The sequence below is a fragment of the Nonomuraea sp. NPDC050394 genome (assembly GCF_044459065.1).
In the GTDB taxonomy this organism is placed as follows: Bacteria; Actinomycetota; Actinomycetes; order Streptosporangiales; family Streptosporangiaceae; genus Nonomuraea.
On the sequence record NZ_JBITIO010000003.1, the window covers coordinates 391,129 to 408,508 of the forward strand.

The 17,380-nt window shown below is 72.4% G+C and carries 14 protein-coding genes; 5 read left to right on the top strand and 9 right to left on the bottom strand.

Translation table 11 applies throughout. The annotated features are described in order from the left end of the window. Positions 1 to 23 precede the first annotated feature (23 nt). Both ACIBKY_RS14910 and ACIBKY_RS14915 read left to right on the top strand, forming a co-directional pair. Positions 24 to 1,094 carry a class I SAM-dependent methyltransferase gene (locus tag ACIBKY_RS14910; protein WP_397097200.1) on the top strand — a complete coding sequence of 357 codons (1,071 nt, stop codon included), beginning with the start codon at positions 24 to 26 and terminating at the stop codon, positions 1,092 to 1,094. A 226-nt stretch (positions 1,095 to 1,320) separates the two neighbouring features. Further along, positions 1,321 to 3,480: a choice-of-anchor J domain-containing protein gene (locus ACIBKY_RS14915; protein WP_397097201.1), complete on the top strand. Its 2,160-nt coding sequence runs from the start codon at positions 1,321 to 1,323 to the stop codon at positions 3,478 to 3,480. 56 nt (positions 3,481 to 3,536) lie between these two features. On the opposite strand, the gene ACIBKY_RS14920 is transcribed toward ACIBKY_RS14915, so the two are convergent. From ACIBKY_RS14920 to ACIBKY_RS14930, 3 genes are read right to left on the bottom strand one after another with little or no spacing between them, the layout of a single operon-like run. Next, positions 3,537 to 4,262: an SRPBCC family protein gene (locus ACIBKY_RS14920; RefSeq protein WP_397097202.1), complete on the bottom strand. Its 726-nt coding sequence runs from the start codon at positions 4,260 to 4,262 to the stop codon at positions 3,537 to 3,539. 39 nt (positions 4,263 to 4,301) lie between these two features. Then, on the bottom strand, positions 4,302 to 5,471 hold the full coding sequence (locus ACIBKY_RS14925; RefSeq protein WP_397097203.1) for an acetyl-CoA acetyltransferase: 1,170 nt from the start codon (positions 5,469 to 5,471) through the stop codon (positions 4,302 to 4,304). Beyond that, complete coding sequence (locus ACIBKY_RS14930; RefSeq protein WP_397097204.1) at positions 5,468 to 7,039, bottom strand: class I adenylate-forming enzyme family protein; 1,572 nt, start codon at positions 7,037 to 7,039, stop codon at positions 5,468 to 5,470. The genes ACIBKY_RS14925 and ACIBKY_RS14930 overlap by 4 nt, the downstream gene beginning before the upstream one ends. Positions 7,040 to 7,144: 105 nt before the next feature. Here ACIBKY_RS14930 and ACIBKY_RS14935 point away from each other — a divergent pair, with 105 nt between their 5' ends. From ACIBKY_RS14935 to ACIBKY_RS14945, 3 genes are all read left to right on the top strand, one after another. Further along, complete coding sequence (locus tag ACIBKY_RS14935) at positions 7,145 to 8,584, top strand: carotenoid oxygenase family protein (protein ID WP_397097205.1); 1,440 nt, start codon at positions 7,145 to 7,147, stop codon at positions 8,582 to 8,584. Beyond that, positions 8,581 to 9,717, top strand: a complete 1,137-nt coding sequence (locus tag ACIBKY_RS14940; RefSeq protein WP_397097206.1) for an acetyl-CoA C-acyltransferase — start codon at positions 8,581 to 8,583, stop codon at positions 9,715 to 9,717. Before ACIBKY_RS14935 ends, ACIBKY_RS14940 begins: the two co-directional genes overlap by 4 nt. A 182-nt stretch (positions 9,718 to 9,899) precedes the next feature. Next, the gene (locus ACIBKY_RS14945; RefSeq protein WP_397097207.1) at positions 9,900 to 10,859 is read left to right on the top strand and encodes an LLM class F420-dependent oxidoreductase; all 960 of its coding nucleotides are present in this window, start codon (positions 9,900 to 9,902) and stop codon (positions 10,857 to 10,859) included. A 98-nt stretch (positions 10,860 to 10,957) separates the two neighbouring features. Here the strand turns inward: ACIBKY_RS14945 and ACIBKY_RS14950 are convergent, their stop codons facing one another. The 6 genes from ACIBKY_RS14950 to ACIBKY_RS14975 form a co-directional block, all read right to left on the bottom strand. Next, complete coding sequence (locus tag ACIBKY_RS14950) at positions 10,958 to 11,665, bottom strand: copper resistance protein CopC (RefSeq protein ID WP_397097208.1); 708 nt, start codon at positions 11,663 to 11,665, stop codon at positions 10,958 to 10,960. Between the two features lie 86 nt (positions 11,666 to 11,751). Continuing rightward, complete coding sequence (locus ACIBKY_RS14955; RefSeq protein ID WP_397097209.1) at positions 11,752 to 12,303, bottom strand: MFS transporter; 552 nt, start codon at positions 12,301 to 12,303, stop codon at positions 11,752 to 11,754. 13 nt (positions 12,304 to 12,316) lie between these two features. Continuing rightward, a complete protein-coding gene (locus tag ACIBKY_RS14960) occupies positions 12,317 to 13,702 on the bottom strand; it encodes a PepSY-associated TM helix domain-containing protein (protein WP_397097210.1) in 1,386 nt (461 codons plus the stop codon). Positions 13,703 to 13,876: 174 nt separating this feature from the next. Next, positions 13,877 to 14,455, bottom strand: a complete 579-nt coding sequence (locus tag ACIBKY_RS14965; RefSeq protein WP_397097211.1) for a hypothetical protein — start codon at positions 14,453 to 14,455, stop codon at positions 13,877 to 13,879. A 31-nt stretch (positions 14,456 to 14,486) separates the two neighbouring features. After that, a complete protein-coding gene (locus tag ACIBKY_RS14970) occupies positions 14,487 to 15,425 on the bottom strand; it encodes a winged helix-turn-helix transcriptional regulator (protein ID WP_397097212.1) in 939 nt (312 codons plus the stop codon). Between the two features lie 385 nt (positions 15,426 to 15,810). Then, a complete protein-coding gene (locus ACIBKY_RS14975) occupies positions 15,811 to 17,379 on the bottom strand; it encodes an ABC-F family ATP-binding cassette domain-containing protein (protein WP_397097213.1) in 1,569 nt (522 codons plus the stop codon). Position 17,380 lies beyond the last annotated feature (1 nt).

Genomic DNA, 17,380 nt, shown 5'->3' on the forward strand with positions numbered 1-17,380 from the left:
TGGGCCACGGGTAAGAGCCAGAAATGGTGACACCCCGCAAGATGCTGGTCCGGATTCTTTACGGCTCCCGCTACGACCGGTTGCCGCACGGCCAGCGGGCTTACGTACGACCGGGCGAGCGGGTGATCCGCGAGGCGCAGTGGCGGCTGAGGCTGCGCCGCGCGCCCGTGACCTCGCTGCCCGACTACTCCGGGTCGGTGCCGCTCGGGGAGATCGAGGAGTTCCTGGCCTGCACGCTGTGCGGTGAGGAGCGCCAGCAGCCGCTGTTCGAGCCGACCGGCGGCAAGGGCTGGCGCTACCGGGTGGTGCGCTGCCCGGCCTGCGGTTTCCTCTACCGCAACCCGAACGTCCGCCCGGAGCACCTCGGCGACCTGTACGCCGGTTCCTACAGCTCCTTCCTGACCGGCAAGTACGCCGCCCAGCGCCGGCGACGCTACGAGCTGACGATGAAGGCGTTCTCCCCCGTGTTCGACGACGGCGCCGGCCGCAGGCTGCTCGACTTCGGCTGCGGCGCCGGGCTCTTCCTGGGCCTGGCCGAGGAGCTCGGCTTCGACGCGGTCGGCGTCGACCTCTCGCCCGACTCCGTGGAACGGGCCAACGCCACGCTCCGCACCGCCCGCGCCCACCTGGGCGACCCCGAGGACGTGCCGGAGATCGCCGCGGGCGGGTTCGACGTCATCACGCTCTGGTCGGTGCTGGCGCACCTGCCGCGCCCGCTGGACGACTTCGCGCGCTTCCGCCGGTTGCTGGCGCCGGGCGGGGTCCTGCTGGTGCTGACCGTCAATGCCAATTCCCTGCTGCTCAAGGCGTACGGCTCCCGCTGGAGCGGCTTCACCAAGAACCACCTGATGTTCTACTCCTCGGACACGCTGCCGGTGCTGCTGCGCCGTACCGGATTCTCCGGGGTGGCCTTCGCGCCCCACTTCGGCGACGCGGTCGAGGCGGGCACCACGCGGCTGCCCGAGAAGCTGCGACGGCGGCTGGTGACGCGGATCCGCGCGAGCGACGGCGGGAACATGATGCGAGCGCTCGCCTTCGCCGACCAGGAGGCGCTGGAGCGGTGGGGTGCCGAGCAGAAGGCCCGTGAGCTGTAGGAACCCCGCCGGCCGAGGTCGAGCCGCTGAACGGCCGGGGCATCGCCGTCCGTTCAGCGGGACCGAGCCGGGAGATCGAGGAGAAACCGGCGCGCGGAGATCATGTTCAGCGTTGGGGAATGAGCCAATAATGCCGGCGCTTATTGGCAATTACTCCACTTGATCTAGCCAGGAAATGCCCTTTAGGTACCTACTGTCAACCGAGGTACGTGAAGGGAACCCTTTTATGGCTCGTAGCCGCCTCATCGGCTTAGCCGCCACCGTACTCACCCTCCCTCTCCTGATCGTCGCGGCGCCCTCCGGCGCGGCGGCGGCGCCCGACCCGGCTCCACCGGGCGACATGATCGCCGGCGCCAAGACCAGCTCCCGGATGGTGGTCGGCGGCACCACCTACGAGATGCCGGCCACCTACACGCCGAAGGCTGCGGCGAAGGCGCGTTCCGCCGCCCCCACGCCGCCCGTCGGAACGGTCCGGCAGTGGTTCGCCAGCGACGACAACACCGGCTGGTACCTGAAGGACTTCACGCTGCGCGGGGTCGGCGACAAGATCGAGGTGTGGGTCGCCAACGACCTCGCCTTCCCCGCGGGCGACTGCCGCCCGGCCAGTTCCGTCGCGATCACCGACGCCAACGTGGCCCGGATGATCAGCGAGTTCGACACCAACATGTACCCGAAGGAGACGGCCGCCTTCAGCACCCCGCCGGACCGCGACGGCACCTCCTCCCAGGTGCCCAGGGACTTCACCGGCGACGGCGACAACACCGTCGCCCTGGTCGACAACGTGCGCGACGCGAACTTCTACGACTTCCCCGCGAACACCACCTACACGGCGGGATTCTTCTCCGGCGCGCTCAACGAGGCCACCGACCGCAACGTCATGACGATCGACGCCTTCGACTGGGCCCACCGCACCGGGGTCAACCCGCCGGACGAGCCCACGTCCGACCCCTGCACCAGCCGCCCGGCCCGCCCCAACTCCTACGAGGGCACGTTCGCGCACGAGTGGCAGCACCTGCAGATGTACTACACGGACTCCTTCGAAGGTAACTGGATCAACGAGGGCCTGTCGGACTACGCCATGTACCTGACCGGGTACTCCGACAGCCTCAAGACCGTGCACGAGAAGGGCTGGGACAGCCACCTGATCTGCCAGCAGGGCTGGGCCACCGTACAGACGCCCGCCAACCCCAACGTGCGCGACTGCGGCGGCCCGGAGAACTCGCTGACGCTGTGGGGCGAGGGCAACACCGGCGGCGACGTGCTGGCCGACTACGGCAACGCCTACGCCTTCATGCTCTACCTGGCCGACCGCTTCGGCGCCGACATCCTCACCAGGCTCCACAACGACGCCAAGCGCGGCCTTCAGAGCGTCACCGCGCAACTCGCCGCCGAGGGACAGAACGACCTCTACCGGGTGATCCACGACTACCAGTCGATGACGCTGCTCGACGGCATCGTGGGCGAGTCCCGTCACGGCGTCGTGATCGGCGTGCCCAAGAAGCGGGTCACCGCGGCGAACCTGCGCTCCAGCGTCAACTTCGCCAACCCCGACTCCCACGCCACCCCCGGCGCGGCGCCCAACGGCGCCGACTACCTCGCCCTGCGCGACGCCGCCGGCAAGGAGCTGCGCGGGCGGGACCTGCGTTCCCTCTCCTTCGAGGGGGTACGGTCGCTGCCGCCGGCGCCGCTGCAGTGGACCGTCGTCGGCGACGACGCCGACCGGCCCGGCAACCCGGTCCTCTGGTCGGGCAACCGCAACAACCTCGACGCCACGGCCGTCGCCAAGGTGACCGTCCCGGCCGCCGATCCCGTGCTGCGCTTCCTGGCCAAGTACGGGGCCGAGACCGGGTACGACTACGCGTACGTGATGGTGTCCACCGACGGCGGGGCCACCTACACCCCGATCGCCGGTGACAAGACCACGCAGGCGCCGCTCGGCCCCGGCCTGAACGGCACCACGACCGGCTTCGAGCCGCACACCTTCGACCTGGCCGCGTACGCCGGGCAGGAGATCCTCGTCAACTTCCGCTACGTCAGCGACGGCGGCGTCAACGAGGGCGGTCTCAAGCTCGACGACATCGCCGTGGGCGGCACCGCGGTGAGCGACGGCTCCAGCCTCGACCCGTTCGACTCGGTCACCGAGGTCAGGCCGATCGCGGTCGACAGCTGGAACGTCCGGCTGATCGGGTACGACGGCAAGCGGTCCGTGGCCCTGTACGCGGAGGTGGACGACAAGTTCGCCTTCGGCCTCAACCGGCTGCAGCTCGCGCTGCTGGCTCCGTTCCCGAAGGTGGCCGCGATCGTGGCGGTCGACGATCCGGGCGAGCAGGTCCAGCAGTACGCGCCCTACACCCTCAAGGTCAACGGCGTGACCCAGCCCGGCTAGAACACGCGAAGGCCCCCTTCCCGCACCGGGAAGGGGGCCGAAGGCGGATGGACGGGCTACAGGCCCGGTTCCGGCGAGCGCGGGTGGCCCGTGCCGGGCGGCCGGTCGCCGGGGTACGGAGTGCCCGGGGTGGCCGGGTTGCCGGGCACGTGCGGGGTTCCCGGAGTGGGCGGGATGCCCGGGTCGTGCGGGTTGCCCGGAGCGGGCGGGTAACCCGGGTCCCGCGGGCTGCCCGGAGCGGGCGGACTGCCCGGTGTCTGCTGACTTCCCGGCGCCTGCGGGCTGCCCGGTGTCTGCTGGCTGCCCGGTGTCTGAGCGTCGGTGCTGTGCGGATACGGCACGTCGCCGCGCCACGCGCCGGTCTCGCCGCCGCGCGCCTCGATGTAGTCCTTGAAGCGCCGCATGTCGCCCTGAACGCGCAGCCGTACGAGCTGCAGCCAGTCGCCGGCGGTCTCGACGAAGCCCTCCGGGTCGTACTCCATCTGCAGCGTGACCCTGGTCGTGGTGTCGTCGAGCCGGTGAAAGGTGACGACGCCGGCCTGGTGCGGCCGGTCGACGGAGCGCCAGGCGATGCGCTCGTCCGGGTGCTGCTCGGTGATCTCGGTCTCGAACTCCCGCTTGACCCCGGCGATCTCCGCCAGCCACGCGTTACGCGTGTCGGTGAGCTGCTTGACCGACTCCACTCCTTCCATGAACTCGGGGAACGTCTCGAACTGCGTCCACTGGTTATAGGCCACCCTGACGGGGACCATGACGTCTACGGAATACTCGATGCTGCTCATGGGTTCGCCACTGCCCTGGGCCGGCGGGCCTTAACGTCTTCAGGCCGTGACCGCGAACAGGGCGACCGTGGTGCAGCTGCCGCCGATGTTGAGGGTGAGCGCGGTGCGCGCGCCCTCCACCTGGCACTCCCCCGCCCCGCCCGACACCTGCCGGGCCGCGTCGTACAGCATGCGCACCCCGGTGGCGCCGACGGGATGGCCGAGCCCGATGAGCCCGCCCGACGGGTTGACCGGCAGCGATCCGCCGAACTCGATCGTCCCTGACTCGACGGCCCGCCACGACTCGCCGGGCGGCGTGAGCCCGAGGTGGTCGAGCGCCACGTACTCGGTGATCGTGAAGCAGTCGTGGGTCTCGATCACGTCCACGTCGGCCGGGCCGCGCAGCCCGGCCCGCCCGTAGGTGTCGAGCACGGCGCGCCGCAGATGGGGGAAGAGGTACGGCTCGCGCGCGGCCAGCTTGTCCTTGAGCGGCATCGGCGCCGTCCTGTGCCCCCAGCCGGAGATGGCGGGGCCCGGCCTGCCGTACCGGTCGGAGGCCAGGATGACGGCGGCGGCGCCGTCGGTGATGCGGCCGCAGTCGTACTTGCGCAGCCGTCCCTCGACCGGCGGGTTGAGCACGTCGTCGGCGCCGAAGCAGCCGTCGGGGAAGGTCCAGGAGCGCGTCTGGGCGAGCGGGTTGCGCAGGGCGTTGCCGTGGTTGATCTCGGCGATGCGGGCGAGGTGCTCGTGGGCGAGCCCGTGGCGGACGTCGACCTCGTCGGCGATCTCGGCGAACAGCGCGGGCCACGGGAAGTCCGCCCCCTGCGCCTCGCGGCCGGCCCACGCCGCGCAGCCGAGGTGCCGCGCGGCCTCCTTGGCGCCGACGTTGCGCATGAGCTCGACGCCGACGACCAGCGCCACGTCGTAGCGGCCCGCCTCCAGGTCGGCCATCGCGGCCAGCACCGCCATCGACCCGGACGCGCACGCGGCCTCGTGGCGGGAGGTGGGCAGCATGGACCAGGCCGGGTCGATGGCGGCGACCATGCCGCCGAGGTGGGCCTGGCCGGCGAACAGCTCTCCGGCCAGGTTGCCGACGTGCGCGACCTCCACCTCCCGTGCCGGAACGCCCGCCGACTCCAGCGCGCCGAGCGAGGCCTCGCGCATCATGTCGTACAGGCTCGCGCCGGAGCGGGCGAAGTCGGTCTGGTAGCCGCCGAGAACGCGGATCACAGCTTCAGCTCCCTCTTGAGTATCTTGCCGACCGGGCTTCTGGGCAGCGCCTCGACGATCTCCAGCCGCTCGGGCAGCTTGTAGGAGGCGATGCCCTTGTCACGCAGGAACGCCACGACCGACTCCAGCGAGATCTCGCCCTTGGCGACGACGACCGCGCAGACCTTCTCCCCGAGCACGTCGTCGGGGTAGCCGGCCACCGCGGCCTCCGCCACCGACGGGTGCCCGGCCAGCAGCCCCTCCAGCTCGGCCGGGGCGATGTTCATGCCGCCGCGGATGATGATGTCCTTGGCCCGGTCGACGTAGCGCAGGTACTGGCCGTGCTCGCCGGCGATCTCGAACAGGTCGCCGGTCCTGAGATAACCGTCCTCGTCGAACGGCTCCGCCACGGCCGTGCCCGGCAGGTAGCCGGCGAAGACGGTGGGGCCGCCGAGCCGCAGCTCCCCGGGCACCCCGGGTTCGGTAACCTCGTGACCGTCGGGGGTGACGAGCTTGGTGCTGACCCGGTCCAGCAGGGCGGGCGCCCCGGGCGCGCCGGGGCGGGGGAAGTAGCGGGCGCGGGTCTCGGGGTCGGGCATGTGGGCGGGGTCCGACAGCAGCGCGACGCCCTCGTTGGAGCCGAAGAAGTTGATGATCGCGATGCCGTGTTTCTCCTGCCAGCCGCGGACCATCGGCGGCGGCAGCGGCGCGGAGCCGGAGCCGATCCTGGTCAGCGAGGAGATGTCGGCCTTGGCCAGGATCGCCTCCTGGTGCAGCAGCAGGGTGAGCAGCGCGGGCGGGGCGAGGGTGTAGGTGACGCGTTCGGCGGCGATCTGGGCCAGGTAGGTGGGCAGGTCGAAGGGATGGTGCTGGACCAGCAGGGCGCCGGAGCGCAGCCAGGGGAGGAAGACGCCGCCGATGCCGGCCATGTTGACCATGGGGAACGGGTTGAGAATCACGTCATCGGCGGTGAGGGCGGGCGCGGCCGTACAGACGGACTCGACCGCGAGCCAGTCGTAGTGGCAGCGCGGCACGCCCTTGGGCGTCGCCTCGGTGCCGGAGGTCCAGCAGATCGTCACCCGCTCGGCCGGGTCGGCCGTGCGCGGCGGCGGCGCGGCGGCGCGCACGCCCTCCAGGTCCGCGGGCCACGACAGCGTGGGGGTGCCGGCGGGCGCGCGCGATTCCCGGCCGGTGACCAGCAGGGACGCGCCGGACAGCGGGAGGAGCTGGGCCAGTTCGTACGCGCGGTACTGGACCGGGAACGGCGTGACGCTCGCGCCGAGCCGGACGACGGCGAGGAAGGTCACCGCCAGCTCGACGCTGTTGGGCAGCTGGACGGCCACCACGTCGCCTGGGCCGATGCCGCGCTCGCGCAGGACGCCGGCGGTCCTGTCCACATCGGTATCGAGTTCCGCCCAGGTCAGGCGCTTGATCGGGCCGTCGAGATGGGCGGCCTTGTCGGGCGGGTCCACGATCGCGAGCACGCCGGGGCGGGCCGCCACGTGGGTGCGGAGGAGCTGGTCAATGGTCTCGTCTGTCCACCAGCCCGCGGCGACGTAGCGGGCGATCCGGTCGGCGGAATGCGTCATCGCGACTCCCCAGGGGTGTGATGGCCGCAACACTACGAAAGCAGAAGTCAGGTCGTCAACGGTCCGGATATTGACGGCTGACTTCGTCTATCGTAGCTTCCAATCATGGCCGAAACTGTCGTGATCATGGACGAGTCAGGCGAGCGGAACCCGTACCTGCTGGGCCTGTACGCGCCGGTCCAGGAAGAGCTCACCACCGGCGACCTGACGGTGATCGGGCGGATCCCCGCCGACCTCAACGGCGTCTACCTGCGCAACGGGCCCAACGCCCGCTTCCCGATGAAGGGCCGCTACCACTGGTTCGACGGGGACGGCATGGTGCACGCCGTACATTTCGAGAACGGCCGCGCCCGCTACCGCAACCGCTGGATCCGCACCCGTGCCTTCGAGGCGGAGTCCGCCGCCGGGCAGGCGCTCTGGACCGGCGTGATGGAGAACCCGAAGGGCAACCCGTTCGGGAACGCGCGCGGGCTGCCGTTCAAGGACACGGCCAACACCGATGTGATCTTCCACCGGGGGCGGGTGCTGGCCTCCTGGTATCTGTGCGGCTCGCCGTACGGTGTGGATCCGCTGTCGCTGGAGACGCTGGGGGCCGACACCTTCCTCGACACGCTCAACGGCGACTTCATGGCGCATCCCAAGGTGGACGAGCGGACCGGGGAGCTGTTCTGGTTCGACTACGGGCCGCGGCCGCCGTACCTGCGCTATGGGGTCGTGGGCGCGTCGGGGCGGGTCGAGCACTGCGTGGAGCTGGACCTGCCGGGCGCGCGGCTGCCGCACGACATGGCCATCACCCAGAACCACGCGATCCTGATGGATCTGCCGCTCTACCAGGACCTCGACGCCGCGCGGCAGGGCCGCTACAAGCTCACCTTCAACCGTGAGCTGCCCTCGCGCTTCGGGGTGATCCCGCGCCGGGGGCAGGCGCATGAGATCCGGTGGTTCGAGGCGAAGCCCTGCTACATCTACCACGTCGTCAACGCGTGGGAGGAAGGCGGGGAGATCGTCATGGACGTCTGCCGGGTCTCGCGGCCCGCGCCGTCCGGGAACGGCTCCGCGCTGTCGCGGATGATCGCCTACCTCAAGCTCGACGCGCGCATGTACCGCTACCGCTTCGACCTGCGCACCGGCGCCACCTCCGAGCACTACGTGGACGCCGACCACAACACCGAGTTCCCCTCGATCGACGCGCGCGCCACCGGCCTGCCGAGCCGCTACGCCTACAACGTCTCGGTCGCCGACGCCGCGACCAACCTGTTCGACGGCCTGGTCCGCTACGACAACGCCACCGGCGCCAAGGAGACCCACACCTACGGCCCCGGCGTCTACGGCAGCGAGGCCCCCTTCGCCCCGCGCGACGGCTCGACCGGCGAGGACGACGGCTACCTGGTCACCTTCGTCACCGACGAGCGCGAAGGCCGCTCCGAGGTGCAGATCCTGGCCGCCTCGCGGATCTCCGAGGGACCGCTCGCCCGCGTGCTGCTGCCGCGACGGGTTCCGCTCGGCTTCCACGCCACCTGGGTGCGGGCGGACCAGCTGCGATGACCGTCTACGTCTACGACTGCGTCAGGACCCCGCGCGGCAAGGCCCGCTCCGGCGGCGGACTGGCCGACGTCACGCCGCTGGCCATGCTCGAAGGGCTGCTGGGCGCGCTCGGCGGGCGTACCGGGATCACACGGGCCGACGACCTGATCGTCGGCTGCGCCACCCAGAACGCCGAGCAGGGCGGCAACCTCGCCCGCACCGCCGCCCTGACCACCGGTTTCGACACACCCGGCATGACGCTCAACCGGTACTGCACCTCCGGCATCGACGCCGTGCGCACCGCCGCCGCCCTCGTCTCCTCGGGAGGCGCCCGGGTCGTCGTCGCGGGCGGGGTGGAGTCCGTCTCGCGCGTGCCGATGTTCTCCGACCGCGGGCCGCTGTGGTCGCTGCCGGTCGGTTCCCTGCACATGGGCGTCGCGGCCGACGTGGTCGCCACCCTGGAGGGCTTCTCACGCGAGGAGCTCGACCGGTACGGCCTGCGCACCCAGACCCTGGCCGCGGAGGCGTGGGCAGGCGGCCGCTACGACCGGTTCCTGGTCCCGGTGAACGACCTCGGCCACGACGAGCACGTACGGCCCGGCCTCACCCAGGCCGCCCTGTCCGCGCTCGAACCCGCCTTCGCCGGCTCCCCCGACCAGGACGCCGTCGCCCTCGCCCACCTGCCCGGACTGGGCCGGGTCCGTCATCTCCACACCCGGGGCACCTCGCCCAGCCTGTGCGACGCCGCCGGGCTGGTGCTCCTCGGGACCGGCCTGGACCTGGAGCCGCTGGCCAGGGTGGCCGGGAGCGCCACCGCCGTCGGCGACCCCGTCACCATGCTCACGGCCGGGCAGGCGGCGGTCGAGAAGGTCCTGGCCCAGGCCGGGCTGAGCGCGGACGACGTGGAGGTCTTCGAGTTCGCCGAGGCGTTCGCCGCGTTGTGCCTGAAGTTCCAGCGCGACCTCAAGGTCGGCGACGACCGCTTCAACGTCAACGGCGGAACCATCGCCATGGGCCACGCCTTCGGCGCCACCGGGGCGCTGCTGGTGGCCGCCTGCGTCGCCGAACTGCACCGCAGGGGTGCGCGCTACGGGGTGGCCGCGGTGAGCGGAGCCGCCGGGTCGGGGTCGGCCGTGTTGCTGGAGCGCGTATGAGCCACAGCGAGCCCCGTGAACCCGGCGAGCCCCTTGGGCCCAGCGGGTCCCTTCGGCAGCCCAGCGGGTCCCTTGGGCAGCCCAGCGGGTCACTTGGGCAGCCCAGCGGGTCACTTGGGCAGCCCAGTGAGTCCCTTGGGCAGCCCAGCGGGTCCCTTGGGTGGCCCGGCGGCGCGCTCGGGTTGAGTCTCAGCGTCTCGCTCGGGTTGTGGCAGGACCGGCCTGCCGAGGAGGCGCTGGCGACCGCGCGGGCGGCCGACGCCCTCGGGTACCCGTCGCTCTGGGTCGGGGAGATGGCCACCTATGACGCGTTCGCGCTGGCCACGGCGATCGGGCTGGCCACCGGCCGGATCGGGCTGACGGTCGGGCCGCTGGCGGTGACCGTACGGGACCCGATGACGATCGCCATGGGCGCCGCCTCCGTGGCCGCGCTCACCGGCAGGCGGGTGGACGTCGCGCTGGGCACCTCGAGCCCGCTCGTCGTCGAGGGCTGGCACGGACGCTCCCGCGCACGCTCGGCCGCCGCGCTGCGGGAGTCGGTCGAGGCTCTGCGGCCGTTGCTGGACGGTGAACGGTCGGCGTTCACCGGCGAGTCGGTGACCAGCAACGGCTACCGGCTGAGGCTGCCGGCGCCGCGCTCACGGCTGACCGTCGCGGCCTTCGGGCCGTCGGCGGTACGCACGGCCGCCCGCGCCGACCGGATGGTGCTCAACCTGGTCACCCCCGCGTCGGCCGGACGGCTGGCCGCCCAGGTACGCGCACTCAACCCCGGGGTCTCGGTGGCCGCCTGGGTGAGCGCGGCCGTGGACCCCGACCGCGAGGCCGTGGACCGCGTCCGCCGCGCCGTCGTCGGCTACCTGCCCGCGCCCGGCTACGGCGAGATGTTCGCCGAGGCCGGGTTCGCGGACGTGGTCGCCTACGCGCGCACCGGCCCGCACCCGCGCGAACTGCTGGCCGCGGTGCCGGACGAGCTGGTCGCCTCGGTGACACTGCTCGGCGACGCGGACAGGGTGGCCGCCCGTCTGTCGGCCTACGCGCGGGCGGGGGTGGACGAGGTGGCGCTGGTGCCGGTCAGCACCGACCGCGACCCCGCCGGCACCGCCACCCTCAAAACCCTCGCCTCCCGCATACCGGCCCCCTGAGCCACCCACAGCCTGTCGTGAGCTCCGGGCATCCCGGCGTTGGTGACGCCCGGGTCACAGAAGCGTCCTGGTCTCTACGCGTCAGGATCGTGAAGGCGTCAGCTGGTCGGGCCACCCCGCTCCGGACCGTCCTCGGCCGGCTGGCCGGATGCCAGGCCGCCGTCGGTCGGCTTGCCGGGTGTGGGGCCGTCGGGGGCGGTGCGGCGGCGGGAGCCCGCGAACCACATGCCCGCACCCAGCACCACCAGCACGGCGGCCACCACCCAGATCCAGCCCGGCAGCCCCTGACCCTCCTGGGCCGCGGCCGCCGCCTGCCCCGGATCGGCGGGCCGTGCGGAAGCGCTCTCCACCGGCGGCGCCGGAGCGGTGGACGTGGCCTCAGCGGGGCCGGACGTCTCGGAGGAGGCGGTGTCGGAGGGAGTGGGGTCGGATGAGGGGGTGGGCGGGGCGGTTACGGTGAAGGGGATCTCCCCCTGGATCGGATGCCCGTCGGAGGAGACCACCCGCCAGCCGATCACGTAGCGCCCGGCGGCCAGCGCCTCGGGCACCTCGGTGGTGACGGTCTTCCCGTCGGCGACGGGCTTGCTCAAGGGAACGAGCTTGTCACCACTGTCCCGCAGCACCACTACGGGCATGCGGATCTTGGCGGTGAACTCCAGCTCGATCTCCTCAAGCGACTTCACCTTGGCGTTCTTGCCCGGCGAGCTCGACTTGAGCGCGTCGTGGGCAAGAGCGGCGGTGGGCAGAAAGATCAGTACAAGACCGCAGATCACCGCGGTCAGGATGGAACGCGGCAGCTTCGCCATCGTCTGAAACTCCATGGAAACGACCCGGCCCGCAGAACCTGCGAAGGCCGGGGACACCGGATGGACGCCTGTGGCGCCGGCGCACGTCAGCCGGCGCGCGACGGCCCCGGGGGTCCGCGCCGGTGCACCACCGCGGCGAGCTCACGCCGCCCGCGGGGTTCCGGTTCACCTTCCGGTACGGCCGGCCGTACCGTGGAAGGCAGCCGCACGGGAGCGGCGGCCAGCAGCCGCGGCAGGCGCGGCGGCGGCGCGGACCACAGGCGCAGCAGGGTCCACACGGAGCTCTCGCCGCGATACAGCCACCACCCGGTGAGCAGCGCGACCGTGAAGTGGGCCACGGCCATGCCGGGGCGCGGATGCCCGTGGTCGGGCACGACGACGTGCGCCGACGTCTGCGCGAACAGCAGGTGCAGCAGCATCTGCGTCCCGGCGGTGGCGGCCAGGACTCCTTCGCGGCTCCGTTCGCGCCCGCCGAGCACCAGGGCGAGCGCAAGGGAGGCGGCGCCGCCGAGGGCGAGCGCCCACGACGCGATGGCGCCGCCTCCGGCCAGCAGGTGTCCTCCCGCGGAGACCACGACGCACGCCATGCCGAACACGGCGGCGCGGATCAGGCGCAGGCTCGGATCCCGAGGGGACACATCCGCCATAGTGTCAGCCGCGCCTGCCCGCGAGAACCCGCCCGAGCACGATGTCGAGCAGCAGGAACGCGCACAGGGAGATACCCAGGAGCGGAAGGAAGTACCCCACACCCACTGCCACCAGCGCAAAGGGGACCAGAACCGCCCAGTGCACGCCGCGCCAGCCGCCGCGCGGATAGCCGCCGAGTTTCGGGCGGCGCGTCCACCACATCCGGTAGCCGAGCACGATCATGGTGATGACGCCCGCCGCGAGCAGCATCAGGACGATCTGGTTGGCCAGGCCGAACAGCAGGCCCTGATGCCCGTCGATGCCCCAGCGGGTGAGCTTGGCGGCGAGGGGGAAGCCGGCGAAGCGCAGTTCGGCGCGCACCTGGCCGGTGGCGGGGTCGACGGCCACCTGGTCCAGGCGTTGCGGCCAGGTCTTGTCGGACTCCTTGACCAGGTACGGCTCGCCGGGCTTGGCCGGCCAGACGATCTCCAGCGGCCCGGACAGCCCCCGGCCCGCCGCGGCCGCCGTGACCCGGTCGGGACCGACGTCGCCGCCGCCATGCTGGTGCCCGCCACCGGCGGAGGGGGCGTGGGCGCCGTGCTCGCCGCCGGTGGCGATGGACGGCGTGGTCCAGCCGAGCGTGGTGCGGAGGCGGTCGACGTTGTCACCGGCGTACTTCGACCAGGTCAGACCCGTGGCCGACAGGAACACCAGGCCCACCACCACCCACAGGCCGATCGAGCCGTGCCAGGACAGGACGCGCCGCCGGCCGGCGACGCCGCGTTCCGGCGTGGTCAGGCGGCGCAGGCGGGTGCCCTTGCGCCGCTTGCGGCCGACCCACAGAAGCAGGCCGCCGAGCGCGACCACCCAGAGCCAGCTGGCCGCGAGCTCGCTGTAGAGGCGGCCGGGCTCGCCCAGGTGCAGGTTGCGGTGGAGATGGGAGATCCAGGCGCGCACCGGCAGCGCGCCGGAACTGCCGTAGCTCTCCAGCGAGCCGCGTACCTGGGCGGTGGACGGGTCCACGAAGACCGCGAGCTGGGTACTGGCCGGCAGGCCGGGCACGTCCAGCAGGACGCGGGTGGTCTCGCCGGGTTCGGCGGCGGGCCGTACCGCGGTGATCGGGGCCCGCGGGTGTGCGGCGCGGGCGGCGGCGATCTGGCGTTCCAGGGGCAGGCTCGGGCCGCCGGGCGGCGCGGTCAGCTCATGCGAGTAGACGATCTTCTCGATCTGGTACGACGCCGCGTACAGCAAGCCGGTGGTGGCCGCGACCAGGAGGAACGGGGCGATGAGGAGCCCGGCGTAGAAGTGCAGGCGCAGCACGAGCGGGCGTAGCGCCGGCCAGCTCGCCGATCGCGCGGGGGGTGGATCGACGCTCTCGGTCCGCTCGATGACGTCGGTGGAGGAGCTCATGGTGGTTTCTCCGTTCGGCCGGTGGCGCGCACAGCGAGGTACGCGCGATCCGGTCAGGGGGTTCGGACGCGGCCCTGATCGAGGAGGACACCCGTGGAGGCCGCGGCTGCCGGAGCACACGGCCTTACGCCCGGGCGCAGACGCCCGGGAGCTCCCGGGCGGGGTTGCCCGGGATCAGTGAACGGAGAGAACGAGCGGCGGTCCGCGCCGGGAGACGATCGTGACGAAGGGCGCACGCGGGGCGAGCGTGCCCTCGTCCTCGACCGGTGCCAGCCCGGTGGAACCGGTCTCCGGCGTGGCGGTCAGCAGGACGAACAGCCGGGCCCACAGACCGCCGACGGAGGCGACGGCCAGATGCGCCAGCAGGGCCAGCGCGCACTCGCCGCGCTCAAGCCACCAGGCGGAGATCACGGCGACGACGGTGTGCATGAGGAACATGCCCAGGCCGTTGCCGAGCCCGTCGCCGTGCCCATGGGCGGCCACCGGGGCGGCCACGGGCACGGCACCGGCGGTGAACAGGTGGTGCATGCCGTACTGGGCGGCGAAGCTCGCGGCGAGCAGAAGTTCCCCGCCACGCTGGCGGCGGCCGAGAAGGTAGGCCCCGGCCCAGGTCAGCGCGAGCGCGAGGCCGAGGGTGACGGGCCGTACCTGTGCGCCTCCGGCCAGCATGTGCAGTGTGAGCGAGGCCAGCACGCAGGCCACCGCGAACACGGTGGCGCGCAAAGCGCGCAGAACGGGCCGGCCGACATGCACCCGCACATGATGCCACAGCCCGCCGCGAGCCTCAGGCGGTCCCGGCCAGCGGCAACCGCCGCTCGGGGATCACGAAGTGCACCTCGGTACGGCTCAGCGCCACCCCGCACGACCCGCACCTCAGATACGGCAGAAACGGCCGCCCGCAGGCCCGATGGGTGAACCGCAGATCGGTGTCCGCCGGCCCCTCGTACCACTTTTTCGCCCACTCGACCAGAAACGCGAAGATCCCGAAGAAGCCGAGCCCTTTGCCGGTCAGCCGGTAGCGGGGCCGCGCCCCCGGCTCCTCCACGTCCAGCACGCCCAGTTCAGTGAAGCGCCGCAGCCTGCTGGACAGCACCGACGGCGCCACCCCCAGCTCGGCCTGGAAGTCCGCGAACCGCCGTACCCCCAGAAAGGCGGCGGCCAGAACCACCGTGCTCCACCGATCCCCGAGCAGCTCGAACGTCTCCGGCAAATACGACAGCGGGTCATCGTCCCCGGCGCGCACGATCCTGCGATGATGGCGCGGCACGGTCACCTGGGCGAACGTGGCCGCCCCACGCGACGTCTCGGTGTCGCGCGCGCCGACGGGCGCCGCCCCGCACCCCAGACACCCCAGCTCGACGTCGGTACGGCTCCCGCACACGTCATGCGCCAGCTCCGGCAGCCCATGCCGCCTGGGCACCCAGCGCCGCTCCCACGACCAGATCTCCACCAGCACCGGCCACAGCTCGATGGCCCGCTCGGTCAGCAGATACTCGGTCCGCGTGCGTCCCTGCTCCCGGTAGGGCACCGGCCTGAGCAGGTCGCCCGCCACCATCTCCTTGAGCCGGTTGGACAGCACCGACTCCGACATGCCGAGCTCGTCGCGCCAGTCGGCGAAGCGCCGCAGGCGCAGCAGGAAGGCGCGCTGCAGGATGAGCATCGTCCACTGGTCGCTGACCGCCAGCAGCGCCTGCCCGATCGCGCTGGGCCGCTCCGCTTCCATCCACCCACTCCGCTACACGTTGTCCGCCGCGTCAAACTACCGCTCGACGCTACCGGTGTTACACGCCATCCCCAGCATGCCAGCCCACCCTCCGCCCCTCGCCCGGCCTCCACCCGCCCCTCGCGCCCCTCACGCCCCCCGGCGCCCGAAGCGCCTCGGCACCCGCGTCCCGTTGCCTCCGGTACCCAGGTCACGCCCTCCCGTGATGTGGCCGCGCGGGTGTTCACCCCCTGGAGCGCGGGTGCCGGCCCCCGCGCAGGTCGCCCTGGCGCTCCCGGACCTCCTGAGGCACCCGGAGGTCGCGGGCAGCGCGGGTGTCGGGGTGTCGTGATGTCGGAGGTGCCGTGGTGCCGGGCTTGTCGGGGTGTCGGGGTGTCGGGAGCTGCTAGGAGGTCAGGTCGGGGTTGGGGGAGTCGTGGACGTGGCCGGTGGCGGTGAAGGTGAGGTAGCGGTCGAAGTCGGCGGCGAACCAGCGGTCGTGGGTGACGGCCAGCACGGTGCCCTCGTAGGCCGACAGCCCCCGTTGCAACGCCTCCGCGCTGGCCAGGTCGAGGTTGTCCGTGGGCTCGTCCAGCAGCAGCAACGTCGCCCCCGACAACTCGAGCAGCAGGATCTGCAGCCGCGCCTGCTGCCCGCCCGAGAGCGTCTCGAAGTGCTGGCCGCCCGCCGGAGCCAGCTCGTAGCGGGCCAGCGCGGACATCGCGTCGTTGCGCTCCACGCCGTACGTCGCCATGATCAGCTCGGCGATCGGGCGGCCGTGCAGGTCGGGGCGCAGGTGGGTCTGCGCGAACCATCCTGGCCGCACCCGGGCGCCCAGGGTGAACGCCCCGGTGTGGACGATCGGCTCCCCGGCCAGCAGCCGCAGGAAGTGTGACTTGCCGGTCCCGTTGAGGCCGAGGACGCCGATCCGCTCGCCGTACCAGATCTCGGTGCTGAAGGCGCGCACGAGGCCGGGCAGGGCGAGGTCGCGCACGGTGAGCGCGCGTTTGCCGGTGCGGCCGCCGCGCAGGCGCATGCGGATGTTCTGCTCCTTCGGCGGGCGCTCCGGCGGGCCGGCCTCCTCGTAGCGGGCGAGCCGGGTCACGGCGGACTGGTAGGCCCCGGACAGCGCGTCGTTGCGGGTGGCGCGCTGGCGCAGCGTGTGGACGGCGCCGCGTAGCCTCGCGCGTTCCTCCTCCCAGCGGCGGCGGCGCTCGTCGAGGCGGGCGGCGCGGTCGCGGCGGGCCTGGGGGTAGCCGGTGTAGCCGCCGCCGTGCACCCACACGCCGCGCGCCTCGACGGTGACGATCCGGTCGGCGACCTCGGCCAGCAGCCTGCGGTCGTGCGAGACGAGCAGCACGGTCTTGGCCGAGGCGCGCAGCTCGCCCTCCAGCCATTCCTTGCCGGGTACGTCGAGGTAGTTGTCCGGTTCGTCCAGGAGCAGCACGCCGTCGGGGCCGCGCAGCAGCGCGTGCAGCATCAGGCGTTTCTGCTCGCCGCCCGACAGCGTGCGCACGTCCCGCTCCCGCGCCGACGGGTACGGCAGGCCGAACGCCGCCGTCGTGCACACGTCCCAGACGACCTCCAGCTCGTAGCCTCCGGCGTCGGCGTAGTCGCTGAGCGCCTGGGCATAGGCGAGCTGGCTCGCCTCGTCGTCGCCCAGGGCCGCCTCGGTCCTGCCCACCGACGCGGCGGCGGCGCGGACGGCCGCGGGCGCGACCGACAGCAGCAGATCCCCGACGCTGCCCGCATCGAGGAACTGGCGCATCACCCCGATCCCGCCTCCGGCGCGCACCCGCCCGGAGGTGGGCCGCAGCTCACCGGCGATCAGGCGCAGCAGCGTGGTCTTCCCGCCGCCGTTGGGGCCGGCCAGGGCGGCCTTGGCGCCCTCGCCGACCTTGAACGACACCTCGTTGAGCAGCAGGCGGCCGTCGGGCAGCACGTAGGTCAGGTCGTCGACCTCGATATGGCTCACT